This window comes from Curtobacterium guangdongense, assembly GCF_049341845.1.
GTDB lineage: Bacteria > Actinomycetota > Actinomycetes > Actinomycetales > Microbacteriaceae > Curtobacterium > Curtobacterium guangdongense.
This window is the reverse complement of record NZ_JBMPIT010000006.1, coordinates 309936-325260: the sequence shown is the minus strand read 5'-3', so window position 1 is coordinate 325260 and position 15325 is coordinate 309936. Positions and strand designations below refer to the sequence as shown.

The following is a 15325-nucleotide window of genomic DNA, read 5'->3' as shown; positions in this document are numbered from 1 at the left end:
TTTCGTGAGCGTTTCCACGGGCGGGAGGTGGAGGGATCACGCGGCCACCGTCAGGCCCGACGGCTCAGGAGGAGCGTGCGGAAGAACGCGACCACCGATGCGATGAGGGAGAGGCCGGCGATGACCACGGCGACCCGCGCGATCGAGCGTGCAGCCGTCGCCGTGTCCCACTGGGTCTTCGTGGCGACGTAGGAGAAGTCTCCGTGATGGAGCCACGGGAAGGCCGGGGCCATCGGCCAGGCGATGTGATCCGCGACCACGGCGACCAGCACCGCGACGCCGGCCGCGAGGAGGAGCACGAGTGCTGGGGCCTGGGGTCGGAGGCGCGCGAGCATGGGGAGACGCTACCGTTCCTGCTCGGTGAGTCGGCGGAGCAGTCGGAGGAGCGTCGCTCGTTCGTCGGTGTCGAGCGGCGCGAACAGCTCGTCGAGGACCCCGGCGGCACGATCTCGTCCGCCCTCGAGCGCTGTCCGTCCTGCCTCGGTGAGCGAGTGCTCGATCCGGCGGCCACGGCCGGCGGTGCGTTCGATCAGCCCGCGTTCCACCATGCGCGCGGCGAGGGTGCCGAACGCCTGGTCGCTCTGGAACGTCTCCGTGGCGAGGTCGTGTCCCGACGCTCCCGGCAGCCGGTCGATCGCGCGCAGGGCATCCCACTGCACGAGGCTCACGCCGACGTCCCGCAGTGCGGCGTCCATGGTGCGGTGGTTGCGGTACTGCGCCCGTTTGACCGCCTGACCGAGCGCTTCCAGATCCGTCGTCACGGTGCTACCGTATCAACATCCGTAGATAAACATGTTGAGATAGGCATCCGATGACCACTGGACGAACCGAATCCATCGCACTCGTGCTCCACGGCGGTGGTGGTCCGCAGACGGTCGTCCCGATCGTCGACCACCTCGCCGCGACCATGCAGGTCCTCGCCCCGACCCACCCCGGTTGGAACGGCACCGTGCTCCCGGACGACGTGACCTCCGTCGCCGACCTGGCCGGCGTGTACCTGGAGCAGCTCGTCACCAGCGGCGCCCGCGGGGTCGTGGTGGTGGGGTCGTCGATCGGCGGGTGGCTCGCGCTCGAGATGGCGATCGCGGCGGCGGGCAGCGAACGGTACGCGGGGGTGATCGGCGCCGCGGTGGACATCGACGGCGTCGGAGCCGTCGTCGACGGTGAGCCGATCGCGGACTTCTTCGCGCTGGACGCCCGTGGGCTCGCCGAGGCGGCGTGGCACGACCCGGAGCGGGGGTACGTCGACCCCGCCGGTCTGACAGCGGAGCAGCGGGCCGTGCAGCAGTCGAACGGACGGACGATCGCGGTCCTCGCGGGCCGCGGGATGAGTGACCCGACGCTCCTGGACCGCGCTGCGACGATCACCGTGCCGACGCTCGTCGTCTTCGGCGAGAGCGACCGCATCGTCACGCCGCCGTACGGTCGCGCCGTCGCTCGCGCGATCCCCGGTGCCGAGTTCGCGGAGGTCCGCGCGGCCGGCCACCTCCCGCACCTCGAAGCCCCGGATGCCACCTGGGCGGTCATCGACCCTTTCGTGGAACGGGTGCGCTGACCCTGCTCGCTCCGGCGACCCCTGTCCTGCCCTCGCTCCGACGGACCGCTGTTCTGCCAAGGTGATCGCATGGCAGACCCCATCGGCACACGCCCGGGTGCGGACCGGCACGCGGTTCCGATCCGCTGGTACCGCGCGGTGCCTGACGTCGGGACGACCGGAGGGCCGACGCTGCTCTGGCTGCACGGCGGTGGATTCTTCCGGGGCGGTCTCGACCAACCCGAGGCACACGACGTCGCGCGGTCCCTGGCCGCGCAGGGCGTGACCGTCGCCACCGGCGACTACCGTCTGGCGCCGGTGCCGGGTACCGGGTGGGCGACGTCGCGACGGCACCGCTACCCGGTGCCCCTCGACGACGTGCTCGCCGCGTACCACGAGGTGCACGCCGCATCACCCGGCGGCGTGGTCCTCGGCGGAGCGAGCGCCGGTGCGTGCCTCGCGGCGGCCGCGACACTCCGCGCGACGGACGAGGGTGCGCCCCCGGTGGGCGCCGTCTTCGCGTACGGCTTCTTCCACGCCACGCATCCCAGGAGCCGAGACCCCCGCCTCCGGTCTCGTCGACATCGCCGGATCACCCACGCGCCGTGGGCACTGGACGTGGTGAACCGCAACTACGCGGGGTCGAGAGACGCGCTCGCCGAGCGTCTCGCGTTCCCCGGCGGACACGAGCTCGGAGGGTTCCCGCGGACACTCGTGGTCAACGCCGAACACGACAACATGCGGGCGTCCGGTGACCTGTTCGCGGCGGAGCTCGCCGCCGCGGGGACCGACGTCGAGCACCACGTCCTCGCCGGGACGCGCCACGCGTTCCTGAACCGTCCAGCGCTCGAGGCGTTCGGCACGACGATCGCGGTGACCGCCGCCTGGTGTCGGCGGGGAGCAGGCGAGTGAACCGGGTCACAACGTCATCGTTCGTCACCTTGCGTGACCGTCGGAGGAACCGCACGTAGCGTCGCCACCGTGACGGACTCGACGAACCCGACCAGGCAGATCCGCTTCAACGCGTTCGACATGAACTGCGTCGCGCACCAGTCCTCCGGGCTGTGGCGCCACCCGCGCGACCGCTCCCGGAACTACCGCGACCTGTCGTACTGGACCGACCTCGCCAAGACGCTCGAGGGTGGCGCGTTCGACGGCATCTTCATCGCCGACGTCCTCGGCACGTACGACGTGTACGGCGGCTCGAACGAGGCAGCGCTCCGGACGGGGTCGCAGGTCCCGGTGAACGACCCGATCCTCCTCGTGTCCGCCATGGCGTCGGTGACCGAGCACCTCGGGTTCGGGATCACCGCGGGGACCGCCTACGAGCACCCGTACCCGTTCGCCCGCCGCGTCTCGACGCTCGACCACCTGACGAAGGGCCGCGTCGGCTGGAACGTCGTCACCGGGTACCTGCCGAGCGCCGCGCGGAACATGGGGCAGACCGACCAGCTCGGTCACGACGACCGGTACGACGTCGCCGACGAGTACCTCGAGGTCCTCTACAAGCTGTGGGAGGGGTCGTGGGAGGACGACGCAGTGGTGGAGGACCGGGAGACCGGGGTCTTCACCGACCCGGCGAAGGTGCACCCGATCGAGCACCACGGCAAGCACTTCGACGTCCCGGGCATCCACCTGTCGGAGCCGTCGGTGCAGCGCACGCCGGTGATCTACCAGGCGGGGGCGTCGCCGCGCGGGATCCGGTTCGCCGCCGAGAACGCCGAGGCGGTCTTCGTCGGTGCCCCGACGGTCCCGCAGCTCGCCGCGACGGTGACGAAGATCCGCGACGCACTCGAAGCGGCCGGCCGCGACCGGTACGCGGCGAAGATCTACACGCTGCTGACGATCATCACCGACGAGACCGACGAGCTGGCGCAGGCGAAGTACGAGGACTACCTGTCCTACGCGTCCGAACTCGGTGCGCTGGTGCTCAACTCCGGCTGGATGGGCGTCGACCTGTCGCAGTGGGATCTCGACGAGCCGCTCGGTGACGTCGAGTCGAACGCGATCCAGTCGGCGGCGGCGAACATCTCCGCGGCGACGGGGTCCGACGGGTCGAAGTGGACGATCCGTGACCTCGCCCGACACACGGCGATCGGTGGACTCGGGCCGGTCGCGGTCGGTGGGGGAGCGACGATCGCGACGCAGCTGCAGGAGATCCAGCAGCAGACCGACGTCGACGGGTTCAACCTGGCGTACGCGGTGACGCCCGGCACGTGGGAGGACGTCATCGAGTTCGTCATCCCGGAGTTGCGTGCCCGTGGGGCCTACCCGGACGCCTACGAGTCCGGTTCGCTGCGGCACAAGCTGCACGGGCGCGGGGACCGGCTGCCCGGGGAACACCGTGGCGCCGGCTACCGGATCGGGAGTGACGCGGTCGTAGGCTGATCGGGTGGTCGAGTCGTCGGTGGTCCCGCGTCCTGCGACCGCGGACCAGGGCGCCGACTGCATCGACCTGTGGTGCGCCGCCGTCGCCGCGCGCGACGGCGTCGCGGAGGACCCGGCCGTGCGGGCGCGTGCCGGCACCAAGTTCCTGGTGGATCGGGTCGCGCTGCTGGTCGCGGGGTCGGACGACGGCGGACTCGACGGCTTCGTCCTGGTCACCGCGCCGGGGACCGGCCTGGCCGGCGACCCCGACGATGCGGCGTACCTGTCCCTGCTGGCGGTCCGACCGGATCTGCAGGCACGAGGGGTCGGGCGGGCACTGCTCGTCGCCGGGATCGACGCGGCACGGGCAGCCGGACACCCGTCCGTCGCACTGCACGCCCTCACCGGGAACACCAGGGCAGTCCGGCTCTACGAGGCGGTCGGCTTCCGCCCCACGGGGACGGAGTTCGCGCACGCGCTCAGCGGTGCACCGACGCGCACCTACGTCACCGGCTGACGAGACCCGCGGTCAGACCCGCCACTTCCGGCGCGGCGCGGTGATCTCGGCCTCCTGCAGCGTCGGGTAGGAGATGAGCTCGAGGGTCGAGCCCCACGGTGTCCCCACGTACACGAAGCGGTTGCCGAACCCGCTCTCGTTCCCGCCCAGGTCGCGCGGGTCGGCGTACCGGTGCCCGCCGGCGGTCTCCACGCCCGCGAGTGCGCAGTCGAGGTCGTCCACGTAGAACGCGACGTGCTGCCACCCGATGTCGCTCGGCCGTGCCGCCGCTCGCTGCCCCCGCCCGTGGTACTCGAAGAGCTCCAGCCCCGGGCCGTTCGGCAGGGCGAGCATCCGGAGCGCTCCCTGCGCCATCGTGTGCGGGATGCCCAGACGCTGCTGGACGTCCGGGGTCCTGCGCACCGGATCGCTCCTGAGGAACCGGTCGTAGAGGACGACGGCGCCGAGTCCGCTGACGAAGAAGTCGGAGGCCGCGTCGATGTCCGGCACGGTCAGGCCGATGTGGTCGATCCCGCGGACGGCGGGTGCGGCGACGGCTGCACCAGCAGTCGCTGTTGCGCTCGGTGCAAAGGTCGTCATGGCCGTCTCCCCTGACGTCGGCTGGCGTGGACCCGTCCAGTGGACCGTCAGGTCTGTCGACCGGCAACCACGCACGGGGCGGCGTGCGGGGAACCGCTGCGATCCTGCGTGATCACCACTCCCTGAGCGGGCGTTCAGTGGTCCGGGGTCCGGCGCACGGGCGTCCACGTCGGGAACGTCGCGGAGCGACCGTCGCCCGACGAGCGGCGGGTGACCCGTCGGCCGACCCAGGGCAGCACGTGGTCGCGGTAGTACCGGAGTTCCTCCGGCAGCCGAGCCCTGGCTGCCCGGGCGTCGACGGGCTCGGGCGCGGCCGGGGCATCGGCGATCGCGTGCAGCGCCAGGTCGGCGACGCGCTGGTGCCCGGTGGCGTTCATGTGCAGGCGGTCGTCGGACCAGAACTCCGCACGGCCCAGGTGGCGATCGCGGGAGACGTCGACGAACGGCAGGTCGCGGCGCTGGGCGAGATCCCCGAGCGCGCCGGCCCAGGCGTTGCCGCGGTTGTTGATGAGCGATCCGAGGGGGAGTCGAGCGCTCGGATCGGCGGGGCTGAGGAGCGCGAACCGGATGCCGCGCGCCAGGACCCGTTCGACCGCGGTCTCCAGGGGAGCGATGAGCGCGTCGGGGTCGAACGACGGGCGGAGCAGGTCGTTGCCGCCGGCGCAGAACGTGATGAGCGTCGGTGCCGGGTCGAGGGCGAGTGCCGCGTCGAGCTGCCCGTCGAGGACCCCGGCGAGCAGGCGCCCCCGGACGGCGAGGTTCGCGTAGGACACCGGCGTATCCGGGTACGCGGCGGCCAGGCCGGTCGCCAGGCGTCCGGCCCATCCGGGGAGGGGCGGGGTGCCGGTCGCGTCGCCGACGTCGCCGATGCCCTCGGAGAAGCTGTCGCCGATGGCGACGTAGCGGATGGGGTCAGACATGGGCCCATCTTCGTGCACACACATGTGCAAGTTGAGCGAGCCGACGTGGAACGTCCGCGGGCGGGTCAGTCCCGCTCGGGGACGCTCACGATGTGGTTCTGGTACGCCCAGACGACCGCCTGCAGTCGCGACTGGACCCCGAGCTTCGGCAGCATCCGCGCCAGGTGCGACTTCACGGTCGACACCTCGACGACGAGGGCCGCGGCGATGTCCTCGTTCGACATGCCCTGCGCGAGGAGCAGCAGCACGTCCCATTCACGGGCGGTGAGGACCTCGTCGGCGCGGTCACCGGTGACCGGCTGCAGACGACGCCGTGACACGAACTCGCGGAGCACCCGGCGGGTGAGGGCCTGGTCGAGCGTCCCGTTGCCGGCGGCGACCTGCCGGACGGCGTCGACGATGACGTCCGGTTCGGCGTCCTTGAGCAGGAAGCCGCTCGCACCCGCCTCCAGCGCGCCGAAGACGTAGTCGTCGAGGTCGAAGGTGGTGAGGACGAGCACCGGGATCGCCGGATCGGCATCGGGGCCGCAGAGCGCGCGGGTCACGGTGATGCCGTCGTGCACGGGCATCCGGATGTCGAGGCAGGCGACGTCCGGCACCGTGCTCCGCGCGAGCTCCAGCGCCTCGGCGCCGTCGGAAGCCACCGCGACGACCTCGATGTCGGGTTCGGCGTCGAGGAGCGCGGACACCCCGGCCCGCACGAGCGGTTGGTCGTCGGCGACGAGCACGCGGATCGGGTCGCTCACGATGCCTCCCGGTCGAGCACGAGCACGACGCGCCAGCCGCCGTCGTCCGTCGGCCCGGTCTCGAGCCGAGCGCCGACGAGCTCCGCACGCTCCCGCATGCCGCGCAGCCCGTTGCCGCCCACCCGCGAGTCGTCCATCTGAGCGGTGTCGGCCGGAACGGTCGGCGTTCCGTTCCGGACGGAGATCGTGAGCCGATCCGAGGGGCGGTCGTCGATCGTGACGGTGCACCGTGCCCCCGGTGCGTGCATGGCGGCGTTGGCCAGTGCCTCCTGGACGGTGCGGTACGCGGCGAGCTGTGCGAGCGGTCCGATCCCGCTGCCGAGGGTGGCGGCGGAGCCGGTGCGGAGCTCCAGTTCGGCAGCACCGCGCTGCCGGGCCCGCTCCACCAGGTCGACGATGCCGGGGACGGTCTCGACGAGCCGTTCGGCCGGCGCGTCCTCGCGGAGGAGCCCCACGAGCCGGCGGAGGTCGTCGAGGACCGCGGTGCTCTGCGCCCGCACCTGCCGGACGCCGTCGTGGGCACGATCCGGGTCGGTGTCGATCTGCCGGTCGATCGCGGCGGACATGAGCGCGATGCCGGAGAGGTGGTGGGCCGCGATGTCGTGCAGCTCCCGCGCCATGGCCGCACGCTCGCGGGCGATGGCGGCATCGACCTGGGCGTCCTGTTGCCGGTCGAGGGCGGTGGCCTCCGCGGACCGTGCGGCGCGGACGTCACGTCGTGCGCGGATCACGAGCACGACGAGCGCCGGGAGCCCGACGGCGCCGACGGCCTGCAGGACCCCCGTGCCCAGTCCGGTCGCCAATCCCGTGGCGACACTCGCACGACCGGCCCCCAGCACGGCGAACGCCAACACCGTCTGCGTCGCGACGATCGGGACGGCAGCGAGGAGGAGCGTCGGCCAGAGCTGCGTGAGGGGCACGCGGAGACCGGCGAGGACGACGGCCACGACGACCGGCAGCATCGCGAGCCCGGACAGGGTGCTCGGCGCGAGCACCACGGCGACGACGGGGACCAGCGCGGTGAGCAGCAGGGTGGTCCGGGGTCGGCGTCGCGCGCCGAGCAACAGCGCCGACTGCACGAGCATCGCGACCGCGAGGACGATCCACGGGACGCTCACGACGTCCGGGTAGCTGGACCCGGTGCCGTCCGGATCGGCGCGGTCGAGCGGCGGCAGTGCGAGCTGCAGACCGATCGCGAAGACGGCGGTCCCCAGGGCGACGAGGACGTCGGTCCGCCGCGCGCGGGGCTCAGCGGGTGCCATCGTTCGATCCTACGAGGGCGGCGGCCGGGGCGTCGGGAACGATCGGGGCGGCGAGGGGTCCACGGCGGTCGAACCCGAGTCGGCCCCTGGTGACGACGAGGAGCACCGCGGCGGCGATCGTCGACAGGATCGTCAACCCGAGCATCATCGTGCCGGCGGTCATGCCCGGGTACATGTCGGCCCACAGCGTCGAGATGGTGTTGTTCACGCCGACGTGGAGCAGCATGGCGAGCGGCAGGCTCTCCCCGGTGCGGTTGAAGACCCAGATCATCACGACGTTGAACGTGATCGTGAAGGCCGTGAACACGAGCGGCTCGGTCCAGTGCGCGTTCGGCCACCCGCCCCAGTCGCTCAGGTAGAGCGGCATGTGCCAGAGCGCCCAGATCGGCCCGAGGACCGCTGCGGCACCGAGCGCGCCGAACCGCGACTGGAGGCGGGGGAGCGCGAAGTCACGCCAGCCCGGCTCCTCGGAGAGACCGGTCGTGACGAGCTGGACGACGAGGCCGGGCACGAGCATCGCGACGGCGATCCACGACGGCGCCTGGACCTGACCGCCGGAGAACAGCAGCCCGGACGCGACGATGACCGCCGGGACCCCGACGAGCGCGACCGCGTACCAGTGCCACGCCACACGCCAGCGCCAGAGCCGTCCGACCCACCGCCGGAGACCGGGGCGACCGTCCGCGATGGCCGTCACGAGGAACGCGCTGCCGAGCGGGCCGAGCAGCGCGCCGGGCAGGACGCCGGTGAACTGCGCGGTGCCGAGGAACTCGGGGAAGTGGATGTCCCACACGCCGAGCCCGTGCGGCGACAGGATGTACGGCACCCAGGCGAGCCAGCTGAGCGCGAGTGCGAGCGTGAAGAAGGTGCGGAGGGGGTACCGCGTGACCAGCCCCCGGATCGTTGTCGTCATGCCGTCGACGCTAGAAACCAGCGGTCCGCGCGACGACCGGCCGAGGGACGCACCTCGGCGACTTGCATCGAAGGATGCAGGGGCCGGAACGAGCGTTTCAGAACGGGTGTCATGACACACGGTCGTTACACGGGGGAAACGGCGAGGGCGAACAGGGTCCGTAGCTTTCTGCACAAGCAAGCACCGCCCCCGCTTCCCACTCCCATCGGAGGACGTCTTGGCAACAGAGACCGCGGCACCCGTCGCAGCGCCCCACGCCCCCGTCACGTCGGATGCCCTCGCCGGCGCCGGCGTCGTCAAGCCCGGGTACGACCCGGCCCTCACCAACGAGGACCTCGCTCCGCTCCGCAAGCAGTCGTGGACGAGCTACAACATCTTCGCGTTCTGGATGTCCGACGTGCACTCCGTCGGCGGGTACGTCACCGCCGGCTCACTGTTCGCGCTCGGGATCGCCAGCTGGCAGGTGCTCATCGCCCTCGTCGTCGGCATCCTCGTGGTGCAGGTGTTCGCGAACCTGGTGGCGAAGCCGTCCCAGCGCACGGGCGTGCCGTACCCGGTGATCAACCGCGCGGTGTTCGGCGTCCTCGGGGCGAACGTCCCCGCGATCATCCGCGGTCTCATCGCGATGGCGTGGTACGGCGTGCAGACGTTCCTGGCGGCGCAGTCGCTCAACATCATCTTCCTGAAGTTCATCCCCGCGTCGGCCGGACTGCTGGAGCACTCGTTCCTCGGGCTCTCGGCGCTCGAGTGGATCTCGTACGCGATCCTCTGGGTGGCGCAGGCAGCGCTGTTCTCGATGGGCATGGAGGCGATCAAGAAGTTCATCGACTGGGCCGGGCCCGCGGTCTACGTGGTGATGATCGCGCTGGCGATCTACCTGGTGAGCCGTGCGGGCATCGGGAACATCTCGCTGAACCTGTCAGCAGGGGAGCCGCTGTCGTTCGGTGCGAGCATCCCGGTCATGCTGTCGGCGATCGCGATCGTGGTGAGCTACTTCTCCGGCCCGATGCTGAACTTCGGCGACTTCTCCCGGTACGGCAAGTCGTTCCGGGCCGTCAAGCGCGGCAACATGTGGGGGCTGCCGGTCAACTTCCTGTTCTTCTCGATCCTCACCGTGCTGTGCGCCAGCGCGACGGTCCCGGTGTTCGGCAAGCTCATCACCGACCCGATCGAGACCGTCCAGGCGATCGACGCCCCGTTCGCGATCCTGCTCGGCGGTCTGACGTTCGTCACGGCGACGGTCGGCATCAACATCGTCGCGAACTTCATCAGCCCCGCGTTCGACTTCTCGAACGTCGCCCCGCGGAAGATCAGCTGGCGGATGGGCGGCATGATCGCCGCCGTCGGCTCCGTGCTCCTCACCCCGTGGAACTGGTACGGCAACGACCAGGCGATCCTCTACACGCTCGGCGTGCTGGGTGCCCTGATCGGCCCGTTGTTCGGCATCCTCATCGCCGGCTACTACCTGGTGGCGAAGCAGCGCGTTGCCGTCGACGACATGTACACGAAGGACACCGGCGCACGGTACTGGTACAGCGGCGGCTTCAACCCGAACGCCATCTGGACGCTCGTGGGTACCGGCGTGGTCTCGGTCGCCTGCGCGGTGCTGCCCCCGGCCCTCGGGGTCGTGCCGTGGCTGAGCAACTACAGCTGGTTCATCGGCTGCGGCCTGGGACTCGTGGTCTTCTGGGCACTCGAACGTGCTCGGCCGAGCATGCCGGTCCTGGACGCCGACGACCCCACGGTCGACGACGGCGCCGCCGTCGGCCGAGCCTGAACCGCAGAACCGCAGAACCGCAGGACCGCAGAACCGCAGAGTCACCGCAACACCCGCTCCACTGCTCCACCGGAAGGACCCCGATGCGCATCCGCGTCGTCAACCCGAACACCACCACCGCGATGACCCGGACGGTCGGCGCTGCTGCGTCGGCCGTCGCGGGCCCCGGGACGATCGTCGAGGCGGTGAACCCGACGATGGGGCCGGCCTCGATCGAGAGCCACTACGAGGAGGCGCTCGCGGTCCCCGGCCTCCTCGAGCAGATCGCGGTCGGGGAGTCCGAGGGAGTGGACGCGTACGTCGTCGCCTGCTTCGGTGACCCGGGACTCGACGCGGCACGGGAGCTCGCCACGGGCCCGGTGATCGGCATCGCCGAGGCGGGCTTCCACACCGCCGCCATGCTCGGCCACCGGTTCGGGGTCGTGACGACGCTCGGGCGGACGGTCGGCCGGGCGCACGAGCTCGCGGACCGGTACGGGTTCGCCCCGCTCGTCACCGAGATCCGCGCGTGCGAGGTCCCCGTCCTCGAACTCGACGACCCCGCGTCCGGTGCCCGTGCGCTCGTCATCGAGGAGTGCCGCGCGGTCATCGCCGGTGGTGCCGACGCGGTCGTGCTCGGCTGCGCCGGGATGGCGGACTTCTGTGCCGAGGTGTCCCGCGCGATCGGTGCCCCGGTCGTCGACGGCGTCTCCGCCGCGACCGTCCTCGCCGAGTCGCTCGTGCGGCTCGGCCTGGCGACGGGCAAGCACGGCGAGTACGCCACGCCGCCCCGCAAGGCCTTCACCGGCCTGCTGCAGGACTTCGGAGCCGTCGCGTGACTGGCACCGTGTTCCGGGCGCAGCACGCGTGGATCGACGGCGCGTTCCGACCCGCGACGGTCGTCGTCGAGGACGGCCGGATCGCGGACGTCCTGCCCGGTGACGCCGCTACTCCCGCCGACGCGGACGTGCAGGTCGTCCCCGACGGGCACGTGCTGCTCCCCGGGCTCGTCGACACGCACGTCCACGTCAACGAGCCGGGGCGCACCGAGTGGGAGGGCTTCGCGTCCGCCACCCGTGCCGCAGCGCTCGGCGGCGTGACGACGATCATCGACATGCCCCTCAACTCCATCCCCGCGACGACCACGGTCGAGGCGCTCGCCACGAAGCGCGCGAGTGCCGAGGGCCGGGTCGCCGTCGACGTCGGGTTCTGGGGCGGTGCCGTCCCCGACAGCCTCGGGAGTCTCGACGCGATGCACCAGCGGGGCGTCTTCGGGTTCAAGTGCTTCACGGCGCCGTCCGGCGTCGACGAGTTCCCGCACCTCGAACCGGCACTGCTCCGTGCCGCGATCGAGGAGGTCGCCGCCGTCGACGCGCTCCTCATCGTGCACGCCGAGGACCCCGCACACCTCGTGCCGCACGAGGCACTCGGCGGGCACTACGAGGACTTCCTCGCGACCCGTCCGGCCGCGGCCGAGGAGTCCGCGATCGCGCAGGTGATCGACGGCGCACGGGCAACCGGGGCGCGGGTGCACGTCCTGCACCTGTCGGACGCCGGGGCGGTGCCGATGATCCGCGCCGCGAAGGACGACGGCGTGCGGATCACGGTCGAGACCTGCCCGCACTACCTGGCGTTCGAGGCGTCGACCATCCCCGACGGCGCGACCGAGTTCAAGTGCTGCCCGCCGATCCGCGACGACGCAAACCGCGACGCACTCTGGCAGGGGCTCCTGGACGGCACGATCGACATGGTGGTGTCCGACCACTCGCCGTCCACAGCCGACCTCAAGACCGAGGACTGGGGCCTCGCCTGGGGCGGGATCGCCGGTCTGCAGGTCGGGTTCCGCGCCGTCTGGACCGAGGCGCTCCGCCGTGGTCTGTCGCTCGAGACGATCCTGCCGTGGTTCACGACGGGACCGGCGGCGCTCGCTGGCTTCGCCGACCGCGGCCGCATCGCGCCGGGAGCGCTCGCCCACCTCGCCGTGTTCGACCCGTCTGCCACCGAGGTCATCGAGGTGGCCGGCTTGGCACACCGGAACCCGGTCTCCGCGTTCGCCGGACTGGAGGCTCGGGGCCGGGTGACCGAGACCTGGTTGCGCGGGCAGCGGGTCACCGCCACGTCCGTGGCCGGACAGCTGGTGACCCGTGGCTGAGGCGCGACTCGGGTCGACACCGGACGACGTCCTCTGGGGGCGGCTGCCGTCGCGCCTGGACGTCCCTGCGCTGACCGTCGCACCCGGGGCCGTGGTGACGGTCGACACCGTGTCGCACGAGGGGATCCTGCCCGACCAAGGTCAGGATCCGCTCGCGTACTTCGGTCGGTACGGGGTGGACGCCGGCGACGTGCTCGCGGACGCGGCGGACATCGCCAGGACCCTGACGCGCGACCCCGCCGACGGCCCGCACGTGGTCTCCCGGCCGATCGCGGTGGCCGGCGCGGAACCCGGTGACGTCGTCTCGGTGACGATCCTCGAGGCGACGCCGCGGGTGCCGTACGGGGTCATCTCGAACCGGCACGGCCGAGGAGCCCTGCCCGGGGAGCTGCCCCGTGCGGAGGAGTCCTTGTCCGTGTTCGCCGACGTCGTCCGGCGCGACGGCGTCGACCACGGCCGGCTGCCCGTCGTCGAGGGCGGTCCCCGGACCATCACGTTCCCGCTGCGCCCGTTCCCCGGCATCGTCGGGGTCACGCCGGACTCGGACGAGCGCGCGCACTCGGTGCCGCCAGGACCCCATGGCGGGAACGTCGACATCGCCCTGCTCACCGCCGGGTCGACGCTGCACCTGCCGGTGTTCGTGCCGGGAGCGGGCGTGTACGTCGGCGACCCGCACTTCGCGCAGGGGGACGGCGAGGTCGCACTCACCGCGATGGAGGCATCGCTCCGGCTCGTCCTCCGGCTCGACCTCGTGCAACGGGCGACGGCGCTCGACCGGTTCGGGGATCTCGTCGGCCCGATCGCCGAGACGACCGAGTACCTCGTGCCGACCGGCATGGACGAGGACCTCGACGAGGCCGTCCGTCGCTGCGTCCGCGCGGCGATCGCCCTGCTCCGGGCGCGCTGGGGGGTCGACGAGCACATCGCGTACGCGTATCTCAGCGCCGCGACCGACTTCCGGATCTCGCAGGTCGTGGACCTGGTGTGCGGCGCGCACGCCACCATCCGGAAGGCCGACTTCGCGGAGGTCGGCGCGTGATCGTGCACGGCGGGTGGCCCGACGGGCTCGAGCAGGCCTTCACCGCGTACGAGGAGGCCCTGATGCAGGACGACACCGCGGTGCTCGACGACCTGTTCGAAGCGGGCGAGCGGACGCTCCGCGGCGACGACTCGGGACTGCTGCGGGGACACGACGCGATCAGCGCCTTCCGGTCCGGCCGTGGTGGGGTGGCGCGTCGGACGATCGCCGCCGTGGACGTCCAGCAGCTCGCACCGGACACCGTCCTGGTCATGGGGGAGTCGCACTTCGTCGGCGGTGGTCGCGGGCTGCAGACCCAGCTCTGGTGCTGCACCGACGGCGTCTGGCGGATCCGGACCGCGCACGTGACCGGTCGACCGAGGGCCTTCGACCGATCGGTCTGGCGCGTCGTCGGCGACCCGCTCGTGCACGGCGCCGATGCCGGGCCGCTCGCCGGGGTGCGCGTCGCCGTGAAGGACCTCTTCGCCGTGCAGGGGCACGTCATCGGCGCGGGCAACCCGACGTGGGAACGCTCGGCCCGGGCGGAGACCGCGTCGGCGTCCGCAGTGCAGACGTTGCTCGACGCCGGCGCGGTCGTCACCGGGATCGCCAGGACGGACGAGTTCGCCTACGCCCTCGCCGGTCGGAACCCGCACTTCGGGTCGCCGCCGAACGGAGCCGACCCGACGCGGATCGGCGGCGGATCGACGTCGGGCTCCGCCTCGGCCGTCGCCCTCGGCACCGCGGACCTCGGGCTCGGGACGGACACGGCGGGCAGTCTCCGCGTGCCGTCGTCGTACCAGGGGCTCTGGGGACTCCGGACGACGCACGACCGCGTCCCGCGGGACGGTCTCCTGCCGCTCGCGGAGTCCTTCGACACCGTCGGGTGGGTCGCCCGTTCGGCATCGGTGCTGGCGGCCGCCGCCGGAGTGTCCGTGCCCGGTGCCTGCGTCGGGGTGGACGACGGCGAGCTCCTCGTCAGCGACGCACTGCTGGACGCCGCCGAGCCCGCGACGGCCGCCGCGTTCACGGCCTGGCTCGACCGGACCCGCCGTCCTGTCCGCCGGATCGAGCTGCCATCGCTCGACGACCTCGCCGAGACCCTCCGCGTGGTCCAGGCGGCGGAGGCGTGGCGGAACGACGGCGCCTGGATCGAGGCGCATCCCGGAGGACTCGGGGACGACGTCCGAGCGCGGTTCGCCGCAGCTGCCACGATCACGACGGAAGCCGAGACGGTCGCTCGTGGGCGGCTGGCGGAGCTGCGCACCCGCGTGCGTGAGGTGATCGGCGGAGGCGTGCTGTGCCTCCCGACCGTTCCCGGGCCGGCCCCGTTGCGGACCGCGACCGGCGACGCCGTGCTGCGGACCCGCGTGGCGACCCTGCGGATGACGGCCGTGGCCGGGATCGGTGGGCTGCCCGCCGTCAGCGCGCCGTTCCTGACCGTCGACGGTGCACCCGTCGGGGTCTGCTTCGTCGGTCCTGTCGGCTCGGATCGAGCCCTGGTCGCGCTCGCCGAAACACTGTTGTAACGATCGTTCCGATATGCTCGTGAACGGAACGG

At 72.0% G+C, this 15325-nt stretch carries 16 protein-coding genes; 9 read left to right on the top strand and 7 right to left on the bottom strand.

Annotation, left to right across the window (positions count from 1 at the left end; genetic code table 11):
- Positions 1-50 precede the first annotated feature (50 nt).
- Together ACO0E1_RS11845 and ACO0E1_RS11840 are read right to left on the bottom strand one after the other, a co-directional pair.
- A complete protein-coding gene (locus ACO0E1_RS11845; RefSeq protein ID WP_422874362.1) occupies positions 51-335 on the bottom strand; it encodes a hypothetical protein in 285 nt (94 codons plus the stop codon).
- Between the two features lie 9 nt (positions 336-344).
- Positions 345-761 (bottom strand): MarR family winged helix-turn-helix transcriptional regulator, encoded by a 417-nt coding sequence (locus ACO0E1_RS11840; protein ID WP_422874361.1) that lies wholly within the window; start codon positions 759-761, stop codon positions 345-347.
- A gap of 50 nt (positions 762-811) precedes the next feature.
- Between ACO0E1_RS11840 and ACO0E1_RS11835 the strand changes: the two genes are divergently transcribed.
- The 4 genes from ACO0E1_RS11835 (at position 812) to ACO0E1_RS11820 (ending at position 4418) form a co-directional block, all read left to right on the top strand.
- Entirely contained in the window at positions 812-1555 is a 744-nt protein-coding gene (locus ACO0E1_RS11835; RefSeq protein ID WP_422874360.1) for an alpha/beta fold hydrolase, read from the top strand.
- 69 nt (positions 1556-1624) lie between these two features.
- Positions 1625-2446, top strand: coding sequence for an alpha/beta hydrolase (locus ACO0E1_RS11830; RefSeq protein ID WP_422874359.1), 822 nt, complete (start codon positions 1625-1627; stop codon positions 2444-2446).
- A gap of 69 nt (positions 2447-2515) precedes the next feature.
- Complete coding sequence (locus tag ACO0E1_RS11825) at positions 2516-3922, top strand: LLM class flavin-dependent oxidoreductase (RefSeq protein WP_422874358.1); 1407 nt, start codon at positions 2516-2518, stop codon at positions 3920-3922.
- A 4-nt stretch (positions 3923-3926) separates the two neighbouring features.
- On the top strand, positions 3927-4418 hold the full coding sequence (locus ACO0E1_RS11820) for a GNAT family N-acetyltransferase (protein WP_422874357.1): 492 nt from the start codon (positions 3927-3929) through the stop codon (positions 4416-4418).
- Between the two features lie 12 nt (positions 4419-4430).
- Here the strand turns inward: ACO0E1_RS11820 and ACO0E1_RS11815 are convergent, their stop codons facing one another.
- The 5 genes from ACO0E1_RS11815 to ACO0E1_RS11795 form a co-directional block, all read right to left on the bottom strand.
- A complete protein-coding gene (locus tag ACO0E1_RS11815) occupies positions 4431-4997 on the bottom strand; it encodes a VOC family protein (protein ID WP_422874356.1) in 567 nt (188 codons plus the stop codon).
- A 134-nt stretch (positions 4998-5131) separates the two neighbouring features.
- Entirely contained in the window at positions 5132-5917 is a 786-nt protein-coding gene (locus tag ACO0E1_RS11810; protein WP_422874355.1) for an SGNH/GDSL hydrolase family protein, read from the bottom strand.
- 65 nt (positions 5918-5982) lie between these two features.
- A complete protein-coding gene (locus tag ACO0E1_RS11805; protein WP_422874354.1) occupies positions 5983-6663 on the bottom strand; it encodes a response regulator in 681 nt (226 codons plus the stop codon).
- Positions 6660-7925, bottom strand: a complete 1266-nt coding sequence (locus tag ACO0E1_RS11800) for a sensor histidine kinase (RefSeq protein ID WP_422874353.1) — start codon at positions 7923-7925, stop codon at positions 6660-6662. Before ACO0E1_RS11800 ends, ACO0E1_RS11805 begins: the two co-directional genes overlap by 4 nt.
- On the bottom strand, positions 7912-8838 hold the full coding sequence (locus ACO0E1_RS11795; protein ID WP_422874352.1) for a CPBP family glutamic-type intramembrane protease: 927 nt from the start codon (positions 8836-8838) through the stop codon (positions 7912-7914). The genes ACO0E1_RS11800 and ACO0E1_RS11795 overlap by 14 nt, the downstream gene beginning before the upstream one ends.
- 217 nt (positions 8839-9055) lie before the next feature.
- Between ACO0E1_RS11795 and ACO0E1_RS11790 the strand changes: the two genes are divergently transcribed.
- The 5 genes from ACO0E1_RS11790 to ACO0E1_RS11770 all read left to right on the top strand — a co-directional run bounded on the left by ACO0E1_RS11790 (position 9056) and on the right by ACO0E1_RS11770 (position 15293).
- The gene (locus ACO0E1_RS11790; RefSeq protein WP_422874351.1) at positions 9056-10615 is read left to right on the top strand and encodes an NCS1 family nucleobase:cation symporter-1; all 1560 of its coding nucleotides are present in this window, start codon (positions 9056-9058) and stop codon (positions 10613-10615) included.
- Positions 10616-10698: 83 nt separating this feature from the next.
- Complete coding sequence (locus ACO0E1_RS11785) at positions 10699-11433, top strand: aspartate/glutamate racemase family protein (RefSeq protein ID WP_422874350.1); 735 nt, start codon at positions 10699-10701, stop codon at positions 11431-11433.
- On the top strand, positions 11430-12746 hold the full coding sequence (gene allB, locus ACO0E1_RS11780; protein ID WP_422874349.1) for an allantoinase AllB: 1317 nt from the start codon (positions 11430-11432) through the stop codon (positions 12744-12746). The genes ACO0E1_RS11785 and allB overlap by 4 nt, the downstream gene beginning before the upstream one ends.
- Complete coding sequence (locus tag ACO0E1_RS11775) at positions 12739-13785, top strand: acetamidase/formamidase family protein (RefSeq protein ID WP_422874348.1); 1047 nt, start codon at positions 12739-12741, stop codon at positions 13783-13785. Before allB ends, ACO0E1_RS11775 begins: the two co-directional genes overlap by 8 nt.
- On the top strand, positions 13782-15293 hold the full coding sequence (locus tag ACO0E1_RS11770; RefSeq protein ID WP_422874347.1) for an AtzH-like domain-containing protein: 1512 nt from the start codon (positions 13782-13784) through the stop codon (positions 15291-15293). Before ACO0E1_RS11775 ends, ACO0E1_RS11770 begins: the two co-directional genes overlap by 4 nt.
- Positions 15294-15325 lie beyond the last annotated feature (32 nt).